A 19747-nucleotide genomic window follows, 5' to 3' on the forward strand; every position below is an offset into this window, starting at 1 on the left:
GACTGTTTTTGACTATTTCTTGACCGATTTAATTTCTCTTGACTGAATTATGTTTAGCTTGTCCTGTTTTAATGAGAGCCTATACATCAAAAAAGTTGTCCACCTTTTTGGACAACTCAAAGTGACCCATCATTTAAATAAAAACAGAAGCATATATAATATAGAAGCAAGGGCAGAAGAAATAGCCAAACTTGAGATAAAACGAACGAGTCTTTTCTTAATGAACTGCGTTAATTCAATTTCTCTTACTTGAGTTTTTTCATTTTGCATACAATATCCCTTCTTTAATCAAAATTTCCTAGTAGCTAAAAGTGACTACTCGCAGAATATGCTTTTATGTATTGTATGCAAGCGTTAAAAAAAAGATACAAATTCAACAAAAAAGCTACTCTTAGCTAGAGTAGCTTTCATCTTTCCATACATCTGCTTCAATTACTGCATCCGCTCGAATCGAATATGTATAACAAGGCCCTGTCACCATCAGCGTATTCGACTGCAGAGAAACTTTATCGATTGTCACTCGTTCATATCTTTGAATATGTCCTGCTTCATAGACGTGAAGGGTTACTGGATGATGCTCCGAGTAACTGTTCATAATGACCTTTTCAATATGCTCAATCTTTTCTTTTTTCAACCCTAAAGACTGCTTATGCGCCTCGGGACTGTACATTTTCTTCATTTTCTCTAAATGCTCAGGCATTACTAACTTCGCATACTGTTTTAATTCATCTTGATACACGTTCATTCTCCCCCTTGACTCTTGCTTCTATTTTACCGAACGAACATTCTCATTGCAAAACTTTTTAATCAAAATAAAAGCAAACAATTTATTTTTTCATACTCCATAAAAACTGTCAAAAGATTTTATGTTGATAGCAGAAATTGATTTTTTAAAAAATAATAATATCCCATCTTTAATTCAGCCTCTAGAGTTGGTATAATACATTGTCATGACTGTGTTTTCGGAGTTTTTGATGATTGGAGGTAACGTTCATGATCAATAAAATAAAAGAAATTATCCTCATTATTCTAGGAAGCCTCATTTTCGCACTGGCCATTAATTATTTTGCTATTCCAAATGAATTAGCAGAAGGCGGCGTAACCGGTGTAACAATGATTACCTATTATGTACTAGGCTGGTCTCCTGGTATCACAAACTTTATATTAAACGGTTTGCTGGTACTGATCGGATACAAATTGCTTCACAAACGTGTGATTGCTTACACAATTATATGTATTATTTTCACATCTCTATTCCTACATATAACTGAAGGACTGGGAAATCCTCTTGACGATACGCTACTTGGGGCTATTTTTGCTGGTATTTTAGCCGGTGTAGGACTCGGGCTTGTGTTTAGAGGTGGCGGAACTTCCGGAGGCTCGGCAGTTATCGCCCGCTTAGCTAATCAATATCTAGACTGGAATATTAGCAAAACGATGCTAGCAATTGATTTATTAGTTGTAGCAAGCGCCTATTTTGTCATCGGTGGAGAAAAGACGATGTACACGGTTATTTCTCTTTATATCGGAACAAAGGTGCTTGATTATATTATTGAAGGACTTAACCCCCGCAAAGCAATCACTATTATTTCACACCGTTCAGCTGAAGTAGCCGAACAAGTTAACAAAAAGATGCAGCGAGGCGTCACTGTCTTTTCTGCTCATGGAAGCTATACAAAAGAAGCAAAAGACGTATTGTACGTAGTTGTGAACAAACAAGAACTATTAGAGTTAAAGCGCATTATTCATAAAGTCGATGAACAGGCTTTTGTGGTTGTCCACGATGTGCGAGACGTCTTTGGAGTAGGTTTTACTATTCCAAAAGCCAGCTAAAAACCCGCTGTAAAAAAGCGGGTTTTTTCTATTATATATGTTTGCGCTGAAAATACAGTAAACCTGCTACTCCAAAAAGCAGAAAGCTGCTTATAACAACCACTAAGAAATTCTGTGTAGTCAGCATCAACCCCCATGATGCTTTTCCGGTTACACCTAACATTCCATACATTGGCTGAGTCCATGGGTACCAGGGGCCAAATCGTTCAGAATTAGCAACGAATAAATTCGGTAGTGTTAAAATGACGTTGACTGTCAAAGATGCTCCAAGGCTAGAACATGCCATTGACACAGCTAGCATAAACGCAAGAATGGGCAACACCGCAACCCATCCGCCTAGCATATTTCCAGCTATCATCTTTAATGGCACAGCGCTCGGATAGTCTTTTAACATGCTAACTCCTAATAAAACAACAAATACAAGCACTTGAAGAATTCCCATGAAAGCTGCTGCTGTAATCAATTTTGCTCCGTATACCGATGTCCTTGTCACAGGAAGAGATAATAATTGCTTCCATCCTCCCGCTTCGTGTTCATACCGACAGATGAAGGATGTTACTAACCCGCCAATTAACGGATAAAACACCAATCCGTGAACATTGGCAATCAAGGCATCTGCCATTGCCCATTTCGTTCTCCCGCTTGGCATTGCCTGATCACCTACAAAAAGGATAATAGCGATTAGAATAGGACTCACAAAAAGGTACGTCCAGGCTTTTGTTTTAAACAATTTAAACGATTCTATCCTACATAATTGCAAAAACATTTAGGCCACATCCTTTTTGATAAAGTGCAAGGCGCCTGCAGCATATAGGAAAATACCGATAATTACACCTGCTATTATGTACATATTCCGATAGTCAGAAAACGCTAGCATTGGCCATTGCCAGAAAAACCAGCTCGGCAATTCTCTCATACCACTCATCGTCACACTCATCACAATACCTAGTGCAAGAGAGCGGCCTTGATTTTTAAAAAGCATAGATAACCATATTTGAATAGCTACAAATGGAATGGCAGAAAAAAACGGATAAAAGGTATACACGAAAAGATTTTTCCAAGAAGACGGAAAACCAAATCCTAACCACCAGCCTAACCCAATTATACCGATTAATAGAACAGCAGAAGCGATAAGTAGCATAAACATAACTACTAAAAATTTTGCTGTATAAACACTCAGTCTGCTCACAGGTAAGCTCAGCAGCTGCTTCCATGAGCTTCTATGATATTCAATATGCGCTACATTTGAAGCAAGAATCGTTCCTCCCAGTAAAAAAGCTATTGGAAGCGTGATGTTTAGTTCATGCAAAAGACCTTCCCACACATTCGGATTTTGCTGAATTAAATATTCATATCGAACGCTATAATCAACTAGAGTTAAGCCAATTACACCCGCTGGACCTAAAAATAGTAAAAACCAGAGCCATTTTCTTTTTAACTTTATACACTCAGCCTGCAGTATTTTTGTGAACATATCTATTCTCCTCGCTTGTCAGCTTTAAAAAGATATCTTCTAATGATTTCGATTTTTCTTCAACTCGGTAGATTGAGACATTTTCTTGCACAAGCTGATAAACAAGATGTGCCACTTGCTCATGATCAATATAATCTAAAAGAAGACTATGTTTATCGATAGTAGGTACAAACCCGTTTGCTAATAGTATTGTTTTAGCCTTTTCTATCTCTCCTGTTGTAAATGCCACTTGATGCTTAGCTTTTTTGCGAAGCGATTCAATCGAGCCATTAAATAGCATCTTTCCTTTTGTAATAATACCTACTTGAGTCGCTAAATGGTCGATTTCATAGAGTAAATGACTTGAAATCAATACGGTAACTCCGTTTTCCCCTGGCATTTCTTTAATTAATGAACGAATTTCTTGAATTCCTGCAGGATCCAGTCCGTTGGTTGGTTCGTCTAAGATTAATAAACGAGGATTTCCGAGGAGTGCAGAAGCAATACCAAGCCGCTGTTTCATTCCAAGAGAAAAGCCTTTGACTGGGCGATTTGCTTCTTTTGTTAATTTTACAATATTTAGTACTTCATCCACTCTGTTTTTAGATACACCTAGTATTTTACGAAGTACCTCTAAATTTTCTCTTGCAGTTAAATGCGCATAATAGGAAGGGCTCTCTACAAGTGAACCTATCTTTTTTAAGGCGTGAATATGCTGCCTGTGATTTTTTATTCTTTCTCCAAACAGCTCAATTTCCCCGCTCGTTGGCTTCATTAGCCCGAGCAACATTCGGATTGTTGTCGTCTTCCCTGCTCCATTAGGCCCTAGAAACCCGTAGATTTCTCCTTCTTTAATGGATAAATTCACTTCATTTACAGCTTCTGCTCCTTTAAATACTTTTATCAGCTGAGTCGTTTTAACAATTTCCACTTTTATCACCTCTCCTTTACTATAAACAGCCAAAGTTAAGAGGACGGAAAAGAAAGGTTAAAATTCGTTTAAAAAAGCGAGTGAATTAATCACTCGCTTTGTACACAATTTGAATATCCGTTCCATGTTTTGTAGAATGAATTGACCACGTTAACTCCATTTCTTTAATCATCGCATCCACAATCGCTAGACCTACACCGTTTTGCTTCGTATGGCTATTCTTTTTAAAGCCTGACCCTTTATCAGAAATGGTGAGAGAAGATAAATCATGCTCTTGAACAAGACGAAAGCTAATAAAGTTACCTTCTTTGGCATGACGGATGACATTTTGACATAAATTATCTATTATTCTTTCTAACCACTGAACATCTCCGCGCCAATATATGGACTGAGAAGGCAGTTGAATATCCACTTCCATATTCTCTTCTTCAAATAATGGATACCATTGCGCAATGCTTTTTCTAAGAAATCGAGCCATATCAACTTCCTCTTCCCGATATGGATATTTTCCATTTAACAGCAGCGTATAGGAAAATAAATTATCTATTAAATCACTAACAAATTCTACTTTTGTATCAATTACCTCAAGAGATTGTTGAATGTTCAAGGCCATTTCTTCGTTTTTTAGCTGATAAATATGCGTTCGAACAGTCGTGAGCGGTGTTCGTAAGTCATGCGATAGACTCATAATTAAGTCTTGCCGCAGCTGTTCTTCTTGCTTCTCTCGATACCGGCTTTCATGAAGCTGTTTAACCATTTGATTAAAGGATTGTTCTAGCTGACCAATTTCATCCGTGGACTCAGATACAACAGGTAAAGGAATTCCTCGCTCGCCTTTGTTGTTCATAGCAGCTTGTAACACTCGCAGCCTTTTTCGAATTCGAAGAAAAAAGAACAGAGAAAGTACAATAAAAGAAAGCACGATAATAAAAACAAATCCTAAATAAATATTATAGTAGGCTGGGTCTAGCCTTTGAATAGGAGGCTCAACGGCTTTTTCTGGCACTTCAATGACCATAAAACCTTGCTTTTTATCTGTTCCAATAAAGGTAATAACCGTATACGGATTGTTTCCGTATCGTTTTTTTATAAATTCAGCCGTATAAGACGATGACCATTGCTTCGGAAGGGCTGCATGATAAGGAAGCGGAAGCTGTGTTTGTCCATCTTCGTTTACCCAGAACATTGAAGCTTCAGGGTATTTTTCTTTTAATAATTTTAGCTTTTGATTAATTGTTTTCTCATTTGCTCCTTCTAGCTTTCGGGCTTCTTCATTCCACATTTGTTCGTAGTAGCTTTTTCCTTTATACTCTTCATTTAATAATCCTTGAATATGCATAAAAGGGACGGTGATCAGCCATGAGCCTGCAAAGAATGATACCGGTATAATTAGTACAGCTGAAAGCATAATTAAGATATACTTCGTGATAAGAGACTGTGTAACGTTCATTGCTTCACCCTGTACCCAATCCCTCGTATTGTTTCAATAATTTCAGGCTTAGCTGCATTTTTCTCCAATTTTTCTCGTAAATAGCGAATATGTACCATTAATGTTTTATCTCCTTCTATATAACGCTCTTTCCATACTCCTTCATAAATTTGTTCTTTTGTTAAAATTTGATTTAAATGCTGAAGGAAATAAGTAAAAATATGAAATTGCTTACCTGTTAAACTAATTTCTTCACTTGTCTCTCTGTTCATCACGCGATAGTCTATCATCGAAATATGCAAATGTTTTACAATAAGCTCTTCTTTCTTTCTTGAAAATCTTCTTAACAATACTTCGAGCCTTGCAAGCAGCTCTTCTGGATGAAACGGCTTTGTGACATAGTCATCGGCAAACTCTAGCCCCATGATCTTATCTTCTAGGGCTGTACGAGCTGAAAGCATTAAAATCGGGACATCAGGTGCTAGTTTTTTAAGCTTTTTTCCCACTGTAAATCCATCTAACCCAGGCAGCATTACATCTAGAATGACAATATCCGTTTGTTTAATAAACTGACTGGCGATATCTCCTGATTGTAACCAAGTAACTTCATAGTTTTGCTTTTTAAGCTCATTTTGAATCATTAATCCAATTTCTTCATTGTCTTCAATGTATAAAACGTGATTCATGCGCACACCCCCTTTACTTCTTTTTCCATTTTACCGAATTCTTGTTAACGATAAAAGCCTAAAAAACTAAAAGGCGATGCCTTTTAGCTTTTTTCTTTACACATCCATTTAATTAACAAACCGCAATGCGTTAATCCTCCTCCAAACCCATAGAGAATAAGAAGGTCATTATCCCGTACTTTTCCTGTCATTATTCCTTCGTTCAAGGCAAGTGGAATAGAAGCTGAAGATGTATTTCCGCAGTATTGTACACTCGTTAACGTTTTATCCATTGAAACACCTGTTTTAGCACAAATAGCTTCAATCATCCGAAGGTTTGCACTGTGCGGAATAAACCAATTTACATCAGAAAGAGAAATGGAAGTACCCTTTAACAATGCTTCTACTCCTTTTGGAATCGTTCGGACAGCAAAGCGGTATACTTCACGCCCATTTTGAACTAAATTTCCGCTCGCGTTAATTTCTTTTCCTGAAAGAGTATCAGATAAATTAGAACGATATAAATTCACCCCTCCGCTTCCGTCCGTTCCGTAGTGACATCCTAAGAAACTTGGATTATGCTCATCGTATTCTACAAGCATAGCTCCCGCTCCGTCACCGAACAGCACGCAGGTGGCCCGGTCCGTATAATCTGTAATTTTCGACATGACTTCAGCACCAATAACTAAAATCTTTTTATGCAATCCGGACGTCACTAAGCCGTTCGCCACGTGAAGTCCATATGTAAAACCGGCGCATGCGGCACTTAAATCAAATGCAGCAGCTTGATCAATATGAAAGTAATCTTGAACCTGACATGCTACGCTAGGAAAAAAGTGATCCGGTGTTGTTGTCGAAACAATAATTGCATCTACATCTTCTATTTCTACAGCATATCGGTTGAGCAAATTTTCAACTGCTCGAATGGCAAGCGTAGACGTGTATTCGCCTTCACCAGCAATTCGCCGTTCTTTCATTCCCGTGCGCTGTACAATCCATTCGTCACTTGTATCAACCATTTCTTTTAAATGGTCGTTCGTTAATTTTTGCTTTGGTGTATATATCCCCATTCCTGTGATTCTAGCTTTTGATTGCATCATTTCTCCACCTCAAATCAGTTTATACTTAATTATAACACCTACTTTTAATATCTGGTACTAATTTATTAATAGATAAAAAGCGCAAAGGTATACCCTTCACGCTTTTTATCAAATAGAATAATCTTCTGGAATAAATACTTTTAGCTGCTTAGGCTTTACATACACCTGCTCTCCTACTTGAAGGCTGAGTGTTTTATAATGCTCTTTGCTTAATTCAGCTTCTAAAAATTCTTCTGCATCTTCTCTTTTTAATTCAATTTGCACGATAGGTCCTATCACATGAATATGGCTAACGGTTGCAGAAACGGCATCTGCGCTTGTTTTTACTTTTTCAAGGTGAATATCATGAGGTCGCACATATCCAACAGCTGCTTCTTCATTTCTTCCGCTAAATTCTGGAACATCCATTTCAAAGCTTCCTTGTTTTAGCCTGCCTTTATGAATGCGACCCTTAAATAAATTGACGTTTCCTAAAAAATCGTACACAAATGGACTGTTAGGATGATCATATACTTCCTCAGGACTTCCAATCTGCTCAATTTTCCCGTTGTTCATTACAACAATACGATCAGCTACATCTAAAGCTTCTTCTTGATCATGCGTAACGAATATACTCGTAATATGAAAGTCATTATGCAATTTACGCAGCCATCTGCGTAAATCTTTACGAACTTTCGCATCCAAAGCGCCAAAAGGTTCATCTAATAGCAGTACTTTCGGTTCCACTGCTAACGCTCGAGCAAGCGCTACTCGCTGGCGCTGCCCTCCCGATAATTGAGAAGGATAGCGATTTGCAAGCGGCTCTAGTTTCACAAGCTGCAGCAGCTCGGTTACTTTCTTGTTAATGTCCATTTTAGAAGGTCTTGTTTTTTTAGGTCGTACTTTTAAACCATACGCAACGTTATCAAACACAGTCATATGCCTGAACAAAGCATAGTGTTGAAAAACAAACCCTACATTCCGCTCTTTTGGATTTACGTGCGTAATTTCCTTTCCATCAAATAAAATAGCTCCTTGGTCAAGATGTTCAAGACCGGCAATGATGCGAAGCAAAGATGTTTTTCCAGAACCGGACGGACCGAGCAAAGCTACTAATTCACCCGTTTGAATATCAATGTTAATAGAATCCAGCGCTTTAAAATCACCAAAGTTCTTTGATACGTGCTTAATATGGATACTCATCTCATAAGCTCCTTCCTTTTTAAATATGTTTGGCTTTCCACTCAATAATGTTTTTTATAATTAATGTAAATATAGCTAAAACTGACATTAAAGATGCTACCGCAAACGCTGCTGCAAATTGATATTCATTGTAGAGAATTTCAATATGAAGAGGCATCGTATTTGTCATTCCTCGAATGTGCCCCGACACAACGGAAACAGCTCCAAACTCTCCAATCGCCCTCGCATTACATAAAATGATTCCATATAATAAGCCCCATTTAATATTAGGTAATGTCACTAGAAAAAAAGTTTTGAAACCGCTGGCTCCTAACGTTAACGATGCCTCTTCTTCGGCTGACCCTTGAGCTTGCATGAGTGGAATCAATTCTTTGGCAACAAACGGAAGCGTTACAAAAAGGGTAGCTAATATAATACCGGGAATAGCAAAGACAATTTTGATGTCGTGATTAAACAGCCATTCTCCGAACAACCCTTGTGCACCAAATAATAAAATAAAAATCAATCCAGCAATAACAGGCGAAACGGCAAATGGTAAATCAATAAGCGTAATTAAAATATTCTTTCCTTTAAAATCAAACTTCGTAATTAACCATGCAGCTACCACGCCAAAAACGGCATTTAACGGAACGGTAATCAGCACGACGATTAACGTTAGTTTAATAGCAGCCAGGGCATCTGGATTTGTAATCGCAGCGAGATATGTTTCCCACCCTTTTTGAAAGGCTGTTATAAAAATCGTGATAAGCGGAAGCACTAAGAATAGAGCTAAAAAAGCCAGTGCAATAAATGTAAGCAGCCATCGGACGACTTTGGGCTCTTTTAAACTAGAATGAGTGATTTCAACAGTCGTTTTTGCGTGCTGCATTGGAACATGTCCTGCCAATGTCATCCCTCCTTAACTATGTATAAATTTACGATTTGTCCACCATTGAATAATATTAATAAGTAATAACAGAAAAAATGATACAACGAGCATGACTGATGCAATAGCAGTAGCTCCCGCATAATCGTACTGCTCGAGTTTTGTCATAATAATAAGCGGCGTAATTTCAGTTTTCATCGGCATATTTCCAGCAATAAAAACAACGGACCCGTATTCTCCAAGCGCTCTTGCGAACGAAAGAGAAAAACCTGTTAAAATAGCGGGCACCAGCTCTGGAAAAATAACTTTTCTGAACGTTTGCATTCGGCTGGCTCCTAAACTAGCAGATGCTTCTTCAATCTCTGCATTAAAGTTTTGCAATACTGGCTGCACCATTCGGACAACAAACGGCAGACCAATAAACGTAAGAGCGATAATAATTCCGATAGGCGTAAATGCGATTTTAAACGTAAATAATTGACCAATCCATCCTTTCGGAACGTAAAGAGTGGTCAAGGCAATGCCGGCAACAGCCGTTGGCAAGGCAAACGGCAAATCCACAAGTCCGTCAATAAACCTCTTTCCAGGAAAATGATACCTCACTAATACCCACGCAATAATGGTTCCAAAAATAACATTAATGATGCCGGCTGCAAATGCTGCTCCAAAACTTAATTTATACGACGCTACTACTCTAGGTTCTGTAACAGTTTTAATAAAGTCGCTCCATCCCATAGATGCCGTATTTAAAAAAATCATAGCTAACGGAAAAAGCACAAGGATACTTGCATAAAACATCGTAAAACCTAAAGAAAGCCCAAATCCAGGTAAGATGCTTTTCTTTTTTTTCTGTCGTTGTAACACGCTCACGTCTTACACCTCTCTCTGCTTTCAAGATACATGTACACAGAAGATACGAATCACCATTCGTATCTTCCTCGTTCTACTTTTTTAATGAATCATATTACTTTGGCTGATAAATCTGATCGAATGTTCCCCCATCATTAAAATGCGTTTCTTGAGCTTTTTTCCAGCCGCCAAAATCTTTAATAGTGACTAGGTTAAGCGAAGGGAATTGATCTTTGTGTTTCTCTAATACTTTTTTATTTCGAGGACGATAGTAGTTTTCCGCTGCGATTTCCTGACCTTTTTCTGTATATAGGTATTTTAAGTATGCTTTTGCTACCTTTGTCGTGCCTTTCTTTTTAGCTACTTTATCTACTACAGCAACAGGTGGCTCTGCTAAAATACTTAATGACGGTGTTACAATTTCAAATTTATCTTTTCCTAGCTCATTTAACGATAAGTAAGCTTCGTTTTCCCATGCAATTAACACGTCTCCAATGCCTCGCTCTACAAAGGTAGTGGTAGCTCCGCGTGCGCCTGAGTCTAACACTTCGACATTTCCATAAAGCTTACTCATGAAGTCTTCAATCTTTTTGTTATCGCCGTTATATTTATCCTTCGCATATGCCCATGCAGCTAAATAATTCCAGCGCGCGCCTCCAGAAGTTTTTGGATTTGGCGTAATAACAGATGTACCTTTTTTCGTTAAATCATCCCAATCTTTAATTCCTTTTGGATTTCCTTTACGAACTAAAAAAACAATCGTTGATGTGTATGGTGTAGAATTATGAGCCAATTCTTTCTCCCAGTCTTTGTTTAATAATTGACGAGTTTGAGCGATTTCATCAATATCGTAAGCAAGCGCCAGCGTTACTACATCCGCTTCTAAACCGTCAATAACTGCTCGGCCTTGCTTACCAGAGCCACCGTGTGATTGCTGAATAGTGACGTCTTGCCCTGTTTTATCTTTCCAATAAGACGCAAAGCTCTTATTGAACTCCTGATAAAGCTCACGTGTAGGATCATATGAAACGTTTAAAAGTTCTACTGGTTTTTTTGAATCGTTTTTACTCGCAGAACTATCTTTCCCTGCTGTTTCAGTAGATTTTCCATTGCCGCAACCTGCTAGCACCACGAGCAGTGCTGTCAGCACCATTAAAAACTGAACTGCTTTTTTCTTCATGTTTTACTCCCCTTTTTATAAAAAAATACAAAAAGGCCGCTATCTCTTAAAAAAGAGAAGCAGCCTTCAGTTAGTCTGATCAGCGTATATGCTCTTAAATTATTCTTATTAAATTTATTCGTAAGAATAAAAAGAAGATACTTTCTGAAAAGACAATTTATTCTTGTTTTTATAATAAACACACTTTACCCATTAGTCAACTAGGTTTTGAATCTTTTTTACACTTATTTTAGTTCTTTTTACGTATTTTCCTTACTTACTGCGTGCCTGATACTCTTTTTCTAAGTCAGAGAGTGTGAGTTCAAAAAGATGATGATTTTCTTTTTTATAAATCCCTTTTTTCAGTAACTCTTCAATGAGGTATTGTTTTCTTTGGCGCACCGCTGCTCGTAATAAATTTTCCATCTTTTCTCCTCCTATTATATTAATTTAAGAATAAAAAAAAGACTCCTAACACAGGTCAGAAGCCTTCGGTAATCCGATCAGCACAGGAATGAAACTGTCAGATCTTCATAATTTTAAAACGTATAAAGCTGCTGCTTTAGCAGCTTTACACTTTTCATCGTCATACTCATACAACCTATAACTCAATTTTAATTCGAAAAATTCTAAATCTTCAACCGAAAAGAAAGTCAATTCTTCTTCGAATGCGCACGTTTTCTATATTTAATACAGTACTTGCTTGCCCCGCCGTCAAGCGTTCGCTATCTAGACAGGCCCTTCAGTTTCTCTAAATACGTATTGAAATAGGCTTATTTGTGGCTTGCTACTTTGCTTTTAGCTAAAAAGCGGTTTTTTTCCGTGCTGTCCACTTGAGTAATTTGTCCGTCGTGAAGAGTAATTAGTACAGACCCATAGTTGATTTCAGTTAGTAATTTAACAATATAATCTAATTTTTCTTGTGTAATTGAAGCCATTTTATCATTCTCCTATCCATAGATAAATTTATATTTTAGTTGCAGTTGAATAAACAAAGCGAACAACATCTATAAGTACTTGTATAATGTGCAGAAGATAAATACATCGTAATCCTCCCCATATGTTCAGTTGAAGATTGAGATTTTAATGACCACAACCAATGTACAGAAAAGGCCCACACCAGTAGCGAACAAGTATGAGCCTTCGGTTGACCGATCAGCTTCTTTAGCATCCCAATTTTTTCAAAAGATTTATACTATCTATATTATTTACACTTTACCTATATGTCAAGTAGGGATTAAAAAAATAAATAGATATTATTAATTTTTTTTATATCTTTGACCTAATAAAAAAGACTCATCTGCATGAACTTACACAGACGAGTCTTTTTTATTCCTATTTTTTTGGATAGGCAAAGTTACCGTAAAGATGCTTCCTTGTTCTTTTTTGCTTTCAACACGTATTGCGCCCTCATGCAGTCGCACAATTTTTTTTGTAATAGCTAGACCGAGGCCGCTTCCTTTTAACGTTCTGGATTTATCTACTTTATAAAAGCTTTCAAAAATATATTTTTGATCTTCTTCGATAATACCAATTCCATTATCCTTTATTTTCACGTCTATTTCTTCGTTTTTTTGATGAATGGATATTTTCACAAATCCATTTTCAGGCGTATATTTAACAGCATTTGTTACTAAATTTAGCCAAACTTGCTCTAACAAATCTTTATCTGCTTCTATTTGAACATTGGATAAATCAAGGTCAATTTCTATATTCTTTTTTATCCACTGAGGTTCTAAAGCCATGACCACATGCCTGATTTGTTCATCTAACCGGTATTGCTGCAGCATTAGCGTTTGATGTTCAGAGTCAAGAGAAGCAAGCTTTAACAAATTGGAACTAAGCTGAGATAGTCTTGTACTTTCTTTTTCGATAATCGTTAAATATTGTATCTTTTTATCTTCACTGACGATATCATCTTTAAGTGCCGCTGAAAAACCGCGAATAGAGGTCAGCGGTGATTGAATTTCATGGGAAACGCTAGCAATAAACTCTTGCCTCATCGTTTCTATTTTGTTTAATTCTTTAGTCATTTGATTAAAGTTTTTAGTTAACAGACCAATTTCATCATTCGCTGCGTGCTCGACTTGCACATTGTATTCGCCTTGTCCGACAACTTTCATCGCTGTACTGAGACGCTTAATCGGTTTAATAATAATCGTTGAAACATATGCAAACAATACAATACCTACTAATAAAATCGTAATAAGCTGGATATTTTGAACATCTTGAATAACTGAAAATTGCCGCTGTGGATGAGACTGAATAAATAGAGCATACGACCGTCCATTTTCTTTAAAAGGGAGACCCACTACGTTTGGCTGTGGACGATCACCTTTTTCCTCGTTTAAATTAGAATAACGCTTCCCACCTAATACTTGATCTACTTCTTTCGGTGTAATTGGAATAGGCGGCCCCGGCTGTCCTAATACTTTCTCTTTATGCTGATCATCAATAATAATAAACGAAAAATGAATGAATGATGAATTAGATAAAAACCTTGCAGCTTTATCGGAGTCTTCTGCTCCGTACAAATCGATAAAATCTTCTCCCATCTTCACCATATCCTGACCTAATCGCATTTCGAGCTTCTGCTTGCTAAGAAATGTCGTGACAACAACGGTAATCACAACGCTCAATAAAATTGTAATGATGAACGATAGAACCAGCTTTACATAAATTGATTTCACGTTAACACCCTTCTGCTCTATAGCCTAGTCCGCGAATTGTTTTGATTTCCATACCGACGTTTTTCATATGATTAAGCCTCTCTCGCAGACGTTTTATGTGAACGTCTACCGTGCGCTCATCACCTTCATAATCATATCCCCAAATTAATTGAATAAGCTGATCACGAGTAAAAATCTTTCCTGGAGAACTAACTAATGTGAACAGTAATTCAAACTCTTTTAACGGCAGCTGTTCGCTTGTTTCTCCTGCACTCATCTCTAATTTGGTACGGTCCAATTTTATATTCCCCATATAAATTACATTGTTAGCTTCTACTCGGTACCTGCGTAAAAGGGCCTTTACACGAGCAACCATTTCCTGAGGATCAAAAGGCTTCACGACATAGTCGTCTGTTCCAATATCAAATCCTTTTAGTTTATCATGCGATTCGCCTCTAGCTGTTACCATCAAAACCGGTATATCAAAATACTCCTTAATTTCCTTTGTTAGTTCCCATCCGTCTTTAAATGGCATCATGATATCAACGACCGCTAGATCAATTCGAAACTCTTCCATTTTCGCCCACGCTTCTTCACCATCTGCTGCTTTTATAATTTTAAATCCTTGATTTTCTAAATATAATGATATCAGCTCTCGAATGTGTTGATCATCATCTGCAACTAATATTTGAATCATACATGTCTCTCCCTATTCCTAAGTTTGTCCAGCTTTTACGCACAGTAAGCTCTCTGTTTATACCAAACAGAGAGCCACATAAGATCATACAATGATTTTATACTTCAAATATGAACTGAATATGAACAAACTGATTAACTCTTATTAGCTGAAGTTGTTTGCTCGTTCTTTTTCTACAATTCCTTCCAAATACGATAAAAACGTTTGACGTAAATCTTTACGCTTTAACCCCACTTCTACCATTGCTTTCATATAGCCTACCTTATCTCCAATGTCAAAGCGCTGCCCTTCAAGTTCAAGAGCAAACAATCGCTCTTTTTCACATACGACGCGCAGTGCATCTGTTAATTGTAATTCATTTCCTACCCCTCTTTCAATCGTTTTTAGATAAGAAAAAATAGAAGGGTTTAAAATGTAGCGGCCCATAACGGCAATCGTTGACGGAGCTTGTTCTATTGATGGTTTTTCAATCAAGTCATTCACTTCATGAATGCTGCCAGATTTATTTCTCGGCTGAATAATGCCGTATTTTGATACTTCTTCCACATCCACTTTTTGAACTCCAATAACTGATTGATTAGTCGTTTCATACGCTTGAATCATCTGTTTGAGCGCAGGTTCTTCAGAAGTCATAATATCGTCTCCAAGAAGAACGGCAAACGGCTCATCTCCAATAAATTGCTCAGCACAAAGAATAGCATGACCAAGTCCTAACGGCTCTTTTTGACGAATATAGTGAATACTGGCCATTGATGAAATCGTTTGTACTTCTTTTAACATTTCGAACTTGTGCTTTTCTTCAAGCATTTGCTCTAGTTCAATTGATTTATCAAAATGGTCTTCAATTGATTTTTTATTTCGACCTGTAATAAAAATAATACTTTCAATACCTGATTTCACAGCTTCTTCTACAATGTATTGTACAGCAGGCTTATCGACAATTGGCAGCATTTCTTTGGGCTGCGCTTTTGTCGCTGGCAAAAATCGAGTTCCTAAACCGCCTACTGGAATAACTGCTTTTTTTATCGTCATATATGAATCCCTCTTTCTTTTTTAGTAGTAAATACAAATAATTTGGTGCCAATAAAATTGATACCGACACTTACGATTGTAATTAAAAGTTTACTGATTAGCAGTGGTATACCCCATTTATTATATAGAACAGTCAACAGAAAAGATGTTAGGGATAAAGTGATTAAATTCACGATCACGAATGAAATCACTTCACGCTTACTGCTTTTTTCTTTTTTCTCAAACGTCCATTTACGATTCATGACATAACTGTTTAAAATGCCCGCACTGTATGAAATCCACTGCGCTAGTATGTAGTTCACACCGATTGTTGTTAAAAGTGCGTATACTGCAAAATCAATCAGTGTATTTACCACTCCTACTAACGCAAATTTAATCAAGGGTATCCATTTGTTAGTCACGAAGTGATACTTCCTTGCGTGTTTCAAGCTGATACTTTTCACGGACGATATAGAGTGGACGATTTTTTGTTTCATCGTAGATGCGGCCAATATATTCTCCGATCATACCAAGAATGATTAAAATGATGCCGCTAAAGAATAGCTGAATGACAATTAATGACGACCACCCTGTGATGGTGCTGTCTGTAAATAACTTCAAATACAGCACCACTAAAAGATAAATAAAACCAACACCTGATAGCGTTACACCAGCATAGCTAGCTAGCTTCAGCGGTTTATAGGAGAAAGACGTAATGCCATCCATTGAAAGCTTCAGCATCTTTTTCAAAGGATATTTTGACTCCCCGGCCAAACGCTCGTCTCGCTCATATTCTACTGCTATTTGCTTAAAGCCAACCCAGCTTACTAATCCGCGAACAAAGCGATTTTTTTCTTGAATGCTATTCATTTGATTGCACACTTTACGATCTAGCAAACGAAAATCCCCTGTATCGAGCGGAATATCAATATCGGTCATCGCACGTAAGAAACGATAAAACATAGCCGCTGTTTGCTTTTTAAAATATGTTTCTCCTTTTCGCTTTGTACGCTTAGCGTATACAACGTCAAATCCTTGCTTCCATTTTTCAATCATCTCTAAAATTAATTCGGGCGGGTCTTGCAAATCAGCATCAATCACAACGACCGCCTCTCCTCGTGCATAATCCATACCAGCTGTAATAGCAATTTGATGACCAAAGTTACGGGCAAAATCTAATAAAACAACCGCTGGGTCTTGCTCACTGTACTCTTTAATAATTTCTGCCGTTCGGTCTCTACTGCCGTCGTTCACGAAAAGAAGCTCGTAAGCTTCTTTCGTTGAACGCATCACTTCTGTTAGACGGCGATAGGTTTCATGAATCACTTCTTCTTCGTTGTAGACAGGAACAACAATAGAATATTTAATAATTGAACTCATGTTCATGTCCTCCTTATTTAAGCGTTATTTCGTATAATGTTCCGTTTCCAGATGGTCCTTGCTGAGAACTTGATGAAGTAGACTGCCATTTGGAAGAAGGGATCTCCTTACTATTTTCTTTAATCCACGTGATAACGTCAGATTGGCCTCCCTTACCCATTCCAGACAGGTAGAAATATTTCACTTCACCTTTTTTAATCATAGATTTTAATTTACTCACCGTTAGAATTGGATCTGAACCGCTAAATCCTCCCATTGCCATGACTGGCTTGCCCGTTTTGATAATGTAAGGCGCAGCTGAAGTTGAATCCGTTGTGGCAAATAAATATTTTTCGCCTGTATTATTTTTTGTTAAATAGTTTAGTAGCTTTGTGTTTACTTCTGCGTTCATCCCTCCACTTTTTCGTTTTGAAGATGATAATTTGCTTGAAGAGCTACTTGGCATTTGCATTTGACCATTATTTTTGGACGAGCCTCCTGGCATTTGACCGCTGTTTGACGATCCGCTTGGCGGCTGCATTTGACCATTATTGGACGAACCGCCCGGCATTTGCATTTGACCGCCGTTCGATGAACCGCTTGGCGGCTGCATTTGATTGTTTGAAGATGAATTGCTGTCAGAGCTTCCTGGAGGCTGCATGCCGTTAAAGCCAGACTGTTTGCTATTTGTAGCTGTGCTTGGAGGTCCTCCCATACCGCTTGAAGAATCAGGACCTGCTGCTGGAAGCATGCTATTTCCACCATAAATAATTGGTGTCATCGCCCAGTACGCCGGCATTGCAAGCAAGACAACCATTGCTGCTACTCCTAAATAATTCGTTACAGAATTTTTACGCTCTTTACGAATAGCTAAAACAAGAGCTAGAATGACGCCCAGTGCCCCTACACCTGCAATTGGCGCTACGCCGATTGAGCTGACATAAGGAGACATGATATATACTTGAAGCGCTGCTGTTGTTAAAATACCACTCGGCAGCAGCCATGATTTCCAGCCATTATGCTGTTTGTACATACTCCATAAAGCTACTGCTCCCGCTCCTGCAAATGCTGCGATTGGAGGTGCCAGCATAATTAAATAATACTGATGGAAAAATCCTGCGATACTAAAGAAAACAGCTACCGGCAGCAGCCAAGCTAACCAAAATAAACTTTCTTTTTGTTTTGCCGTGTAAGGTCCTTTAAATTTCACTCCAGCAAATAGACCCACGATTGAAAAGATTACAAATGGCAATAACCAGCTGATTTGATCTGATAACCCTTTTTGGAACAGTCGGAATGGACCAGGGTTCCCCGTGTTGAACATTCCGTTTTGATTTCCTCCATCTGGAGCCTGCATCTTTTGAGAAGAGCTGCTCTTGCTTTGATTTGAGCTTTGTGAAGACTCAGCATTTGAATTACTCGTTTGTTTTGTTTCACTGCTTGCTGTTTGCTGCTGAGCTTGAGCAGGCTGTTTATGACTGCTTCCCGTCACGCTTGTATTTCCAGTTAAACGATTGATACCGTTATATCCAAAAGCAAGCTCTAGAACTGAATTTGTTTGACTGCTTCCCATATAAGGACGCTTATCAGCCGAAGTTGAATCTACTACAACTGCCCATGAGACAGAAACAGCAAGCATCAGTGCAGTTGCTGTTGTTAAAAAAGCAATTTTCTTTTTCCACGTAATTTTGGTTGCCACTACATAGAAAACATAGAATGCTGGTAAAACCATGTATGCTTGAAGCATTTTCATGTTAAATGCAACACCAATCATCGCAAAAGCCGCTAACACCCAGCCAAATTTAGCTGTACGCACAGCACGAAACAACATCCACGTTGCTACTAATAATGTAAACACAAGCATACTATCAATATTATTTGTTCGGCTTACCGCGGGCACAATCGGCGTCAGAGCCATCGCAAGAGCAGCAAACCTCCCAGCCCATACGCCAAACGTACGTTTCACGAGTACGTATAGTAAAAGAACTGAACCGATGCCTGCTAATGCTTGCGGTAAAATGACGCTCCACCCGTGAAATCCAAATATTTTGGCGCTAATTGTCTGAATCCAAAACACAACCGGCGGCTTATCAATGGTTACATAGCCTCCTGGATCAAAAGATGCGTAAAAGAAATTATGAAAACTTTGAAGCATACTTTTGACAGCTGCCGTGTAATAAGCGTTGGCGTATTCATCTGTCCAAATTTTAAATAAGTTCAAAAACGCTGCAATTAAAACAATTGGAACTAAAAATAAGTCTATTCTTTTTTTGTTTGAAGTCCGTTCTTCTTTCACTTCACTGTTCATGTGTTTCATTTCACTCCTTCGTAATTTCTGACTTTAGTCTAACAAGCTTATGTGAACTGATTATGAACAGTGAAAATAATGTTTTTATTTTTTAAAAAGCTATTTGACCTCTTACGCTCAGCAATGAAATATTTTACAATTAAAGAATCAAGTACATGAAATGAAAAGGGTCTTTCTTGGATGCTGCAGCTTCTATGAAACATTCTTATCAACACTTCATCCACTTCTTGCTGAGAA

21 protein-coding genes are annotated in these 19747 nt (G+C 37.9%); 1 reads left to right on the forward strand and 20 read right to left on the reverse strand.

The annotated features are described in order from the left end of the window. Positions 1–129 precede the first annotated feature (129 nt). Positions 130–270 (reverse strand): hypothetical protein, encoded by a 141-nt coding sequence (locus ACH6EI_RS14055; protein WP_013056833.1) that lies wholly within the window; start codon positions 268–270, stop codon positions 130–132. A 121-nt stretch (positions 271–391) separates the two neighbouring features. Further along, complete coding sequence (locus ACH6EI_RS14060) at positions 392–745, reverse strand: YolD-like family protein (RefSeq protein WP_028413533.1); 354 nt, start codon at positions 743–745, stop codon at positions 392–394. A gap of 248 nt (positions 746–993) precedes the next feature. Between ACH6EI_RS14060 and ACH6EI_RS14065 the strand changes: the two genes are divergently transcribed. After that, positions 994–1833, forward strand: coding sequence for a YitT family protein (locus ACH6EI_RS14065; RefSeq protein WP_028413534.1), 840 nt, complete (start codon positions 994–996; stop codon positions 1831–1833). Between the two features lie 31 nt (positions 1834–1864). Here ACH6EI_RS14065 and ACH6EI_RS14070 read toward each other — a convergent pair whose 3' ends face one another. The 18 genes from ACH6EI_RS14070 to ACH6EI_RS14155 form a co-directional block, all read right to left on the reverse strand. Next, the gene (locus tag ACH6EI_RS14070) at positions 1865–2599 is read right to left on the reverse strand and encodes an ABC transporter permease (protein ID WP_108674643.1); all 735 of its coding nucleotides are present in this window, start codon (positions 2597–2599) and stop codon (positions 1865–1867) included. After that, on the reverse strand, positions 2600–3307 hold the full coding sequence (locus tag ACH6EI_RS14075) for an ABC transporter permease (RefSeq protein ID WP_028413536.1): 708 nt from the start codon (positions 3305–3307) through the stop codon (positions 2600–2602). Continuing rightward, a complete protein-coding gene (locus ACH6EI_RS14080; RefSeq protein ID WP_028413537.1) occupies positions 3282–4217 on the reverse strand; it encodes an ABC transporter ATP-binding protein in 936 nt (311 codons plus the stop codon). Before ACH6EI_RS14080 ends, ACH6EI_RS14075 begins: the two co-directional genes overlap by 26 nt. A gap of 85 nt (positions 4218–4302) precedes the next feature. Next, positions 4303–5667 (reverse strand): HAMP domain-containing sensor histidine kinase, encoded by a 1365-nt coding sequence (locus ACH6EI_RS14085; RefSeq protein ID WP_028413538.1) that lies wholly within the window; start codon positions 5665–5667, stop codon positions 4303–4305. After that, on the reverse strand, positions 5664–6332 hold the full coding sequence (locus tag ACH6EI_RS14090; RefSeq protein WP_028413539.1) for a response regulator transcription factor: 669 nt from the start codon (positions 6330–6332) through the stop codon (positions 5664–5666). Before ACH6EI_RS14090 ends, ACH6EI_RS14085 begins: the two co-directional genes overlap by 4 nt. 83 nt (positions 6333–6415) lie before the next feature. After that, the gene (locus tag ACH6EI_RS14095) at positions 6416–7411 is read right to left on the reverse strand and encodes a ketoacyl-ACP synthase III (RefSeq protein WP_034327787.1); all 996 of its coding nucleotides are present in this window, start codon (positions 7409–7411) and stop codon (positions 6416–6418) included. A gap of 108 nt (positions 7412–7519) precedes the next feature. Beyond that, the gene (locus ACH6EI_RS14100; RefSeq protein WP_028413541.1) at positions 7520–8593 is read right to left on the reverse strand and encodes a sulfate/molybdate ABC transporter ATP-binding protein; all 1074 of its coding nucleotides are present in this window, start codon (positions 8591–8593) and stop codon (positions 7520–7522) included. Between the two features lie 19 nt (positions 8594–8612). Then, positions 8613–9479, reverse strand: a complete 867-nt coding sequence (cysW, locus tag ACH6EI_RS14105) for a sulfate ABC transporter permease subunit CysW (RefSeq protein WP_108674642.1) — start codon at positions 9477–9479, stop codon at positions 8613–8615. A 12-nt stretch (positions 9480–9491) separates the two neighbouring features. Continuing rightward, a complete protein-coding gene (gene cysT, locus ACH6EI_RS14110) occupies positions 9492–10328 on the reverse strand; it encodes a sulfate ABC transporter permease subunit CysT (protein WP_098112548.1) in 837 nt (278 codons plus the stop codon). Between the two features lie 94 nt (positions 10329–10422). Then, positions 10423–11487, reverse strand: coding sequence for a sulfate ABC transporter substrate-binding protein (locus tag ACH6EI_RS14115; RefSeq protein ID WP_098112547.1), 1065 nt, complete (start codon positions 11485–11487; stop codon positions 10423–10425). Positions 11488–11739: 252 nt separating this feature from the next. Next, a complete protein-coding gene (locus tag ACH6EI_RS14120; RefSeq protein ID WP_013056825.1) occupies positions 11740–11892 on the reverse strand; it encodes a Fur-regulated basic protein FbpA in 153 nt (50 codons plus the stop codon). A 347-nt stretch (positions 11893–12239) separates the two neighbouring features. Further along, positions 12240–12404, reverse strand: a complete 165-nt coding sequence (locus ACH6EI_RS14125) for a YezD family protein (RefSeq protein ID WP_013056824.1) — start codon at positions 12402–12404, stop codon at positions 12240–12242. Positions 12405–12776: 372 nt separating this feature from the next. Further along, positions 12777–14156 carry a sensor histidine kinase gene (locus tag ACH6EI_RS14130; RefSeq protein WP_028413545.1) on the reverse strand — a complete coding sequence of 460 codons (1380 nt, stop codon included), beginning with the start codon at positions 14154–14156 and terminating at the stop codon, positions 12777–12779. 1 nt (position 14157) lies between these two features. After that, positions 14158–14832 carry a response regulator transcription factor gene (locus ACH6EI_RS14135; protein WP_013056822.1) on the reverse strand — a complete coding sequence of 225 codons (675 nt, stop codon included), beginning with the start codon at positions 14830–14832 and terminating at the stop codon, positions 14158–14160. A 144-nt stretch (positions 14833–14976) separates the two neighbouring features. Beyond that, a complete protein-coding gene (gene galU, locus ACH6EI_RS14140) occupies positions 14977–15864 on the reverse strand; it encodes a UTP--glucose-1-phosphate uridylyltransferase GalU (protein WP_028413546.1) in 888 nt (295 codons plus the stop codon). Further along, positions 15861–16265: a GtrA family protein gene (locus ACH6EI_RS14145; RefSeq protein WP_071275019.1), complete on the reverse strand. Its 405-nt coding sequence runs from the start codon at positions 16263–16265 to the stop codon at positions 15861–15863. The genes galU and ACH6EI_RS14145 overlap by 4 nt, the downstream gene beginning before the upstream one ends. Further along, on the reverse strand, positions 16258–17223 hold the full coding sequence (locus tag ACH6EI_RS14150) for a glycosyltransferase family 2 protein (protein WP_033578836.1): 966 nt from the start codon (positions 17221–17223) through the stop codon (positions 16258–16260). Before ACH6EI_RS14150 ends, ACH6EI_RS14145 begins: the two co-directional genes overlap by 8 nt. Before the next feature lie 13 nt (positions 17224–17236). After that, on the reverse strand, positions 17237–19519 hold the full coding sequence (locus ACH6EI_RS14155) for an ArnT family glycosyltransferase (RefSeq protein ID WP_051418571.1): 2283 nt from the start codon (positions 19517–19519) through the stop codon (positions 17237–17239). Positions 19520–19747 lie beyond the last annotated feature (228 nt).

The sequence above is a fragment of the Priestia sp. JSM ZJ58 genome, assembly GCF_044383985.1.
GTDB classification, from domain to species: Bacteria; Bacillota; Bacilli; order Bacillales; family Bacillaceae_H; genus Priestia; species Priestia zanthoxyli.

Coding starts and splice junctions, on each gene's coding strand:
- ACH6EI_RS14055 (WP_013056833.1), bottom strand. CDS start 270: ATGCAAAATGAAAAAACTCAAGTAAGAGAAATTGAATTAACGCAGTTC.
- ACH6EI_RS14060 (WP_028413533.1), bottom strand. CDS start 745: ATGAACGTGTATCAAGATGAATTAAAACAGTATGCGAAGTTAGTAATG.
- ACH6EI_RS14065 (WP_028413534.1), top strand. CDS start 994: ATGATCAATAAAATAAAAGAAATTATCCTCATTATTCTAGGAAGCCTC.
- ACH6EI_RS14070 (WP_108674643.1), bottom strand. CDS start 2,599: ATGTTTTTGCAATTATGTAGGATAGAATCGTTTAAATTGTTTAAAACA.
- ACH6EI_RS14075 (WP_028413536.1), bottom strand. CDS start 3,307: ATGTTCACAAAAATACTGCAGGCTGAGTGTATAAAGTTAAAAAGAAAA.
- ACH6EI_RS14085 (WP_028413538.1), bottom strand. CDS start 5,667: ATGAACGTTACACAGTCTCTTATCACGAAGTATATCTTAATTATGCTT.
- ACH6EI_RS14090 (WP_028413539.1), bottom strand. CDS start 6,332: ATGAATCACGTTTTATACATTGAAGACAATGAAGAAATTGGATTAATG.
- ACH6EI_RS14095 (WP_034327787.1), bottom strand. CDS start 7,411: ATGATGCAATCAAAAGCTAGAATCACAGGAATGGGGATATATACACCA.
- ACH6EI_RS14100 (WP_028413541.1), bottom strand. CDS start 8,593: ATGAGTATCCATATTAAGCACGTATCAAAGAACTTTGGTGATTTTAAA.
- ACH6EI_RS14115 (WP_098112547.1), bottom strand. CDS start 11,487: ATGAAGAAAAAAGCAGTTCAGTTTTTAATGGTGCTGACAGCACTGCTC.
- ACH6EI_RS14120 (WP_013056825.1), bottom strand. CDS start 11,892: ATGGAAAATTTATTACGAGCAGCGGTGCGCCAAAGAAAACAATACCTC.
- ACH6EI_RS14125 (WP_013056824.1), bottom strand. CDS start 12,404: ATGGCTTCAATTACACAAGAAAAATTAGATTATATTGTTAAATTACTA.
- ACH6EI_RS14135 (WP_013056822.1), bottom strand. CDS start 14,832: ATGATTCAAATATTAGTTGCAGATGATGATCAACACATTCGAGAGCTG.
- galU (WP_028413546.1), bottom strand. CDS start 15,864: ATGACGATAAAAAAAGCAGTTATTCCAGTAGGCGGTTTAGGAACTCGA.
- ACH6EI_RS14150 (WP_033578836.1), bottom strand. CDS start 17,223: ATGAGTTCAATTATTAAATATTCTATTGTTGTTCCTGTCTACAACGAA.
- ACH6EI_RS14155 (WP_051418571.1), bottom strand. CDS start 19,519: ATGAAACACATGAACAGTGAAGTGAAAGAAGAACGGACTTCAAACAAA.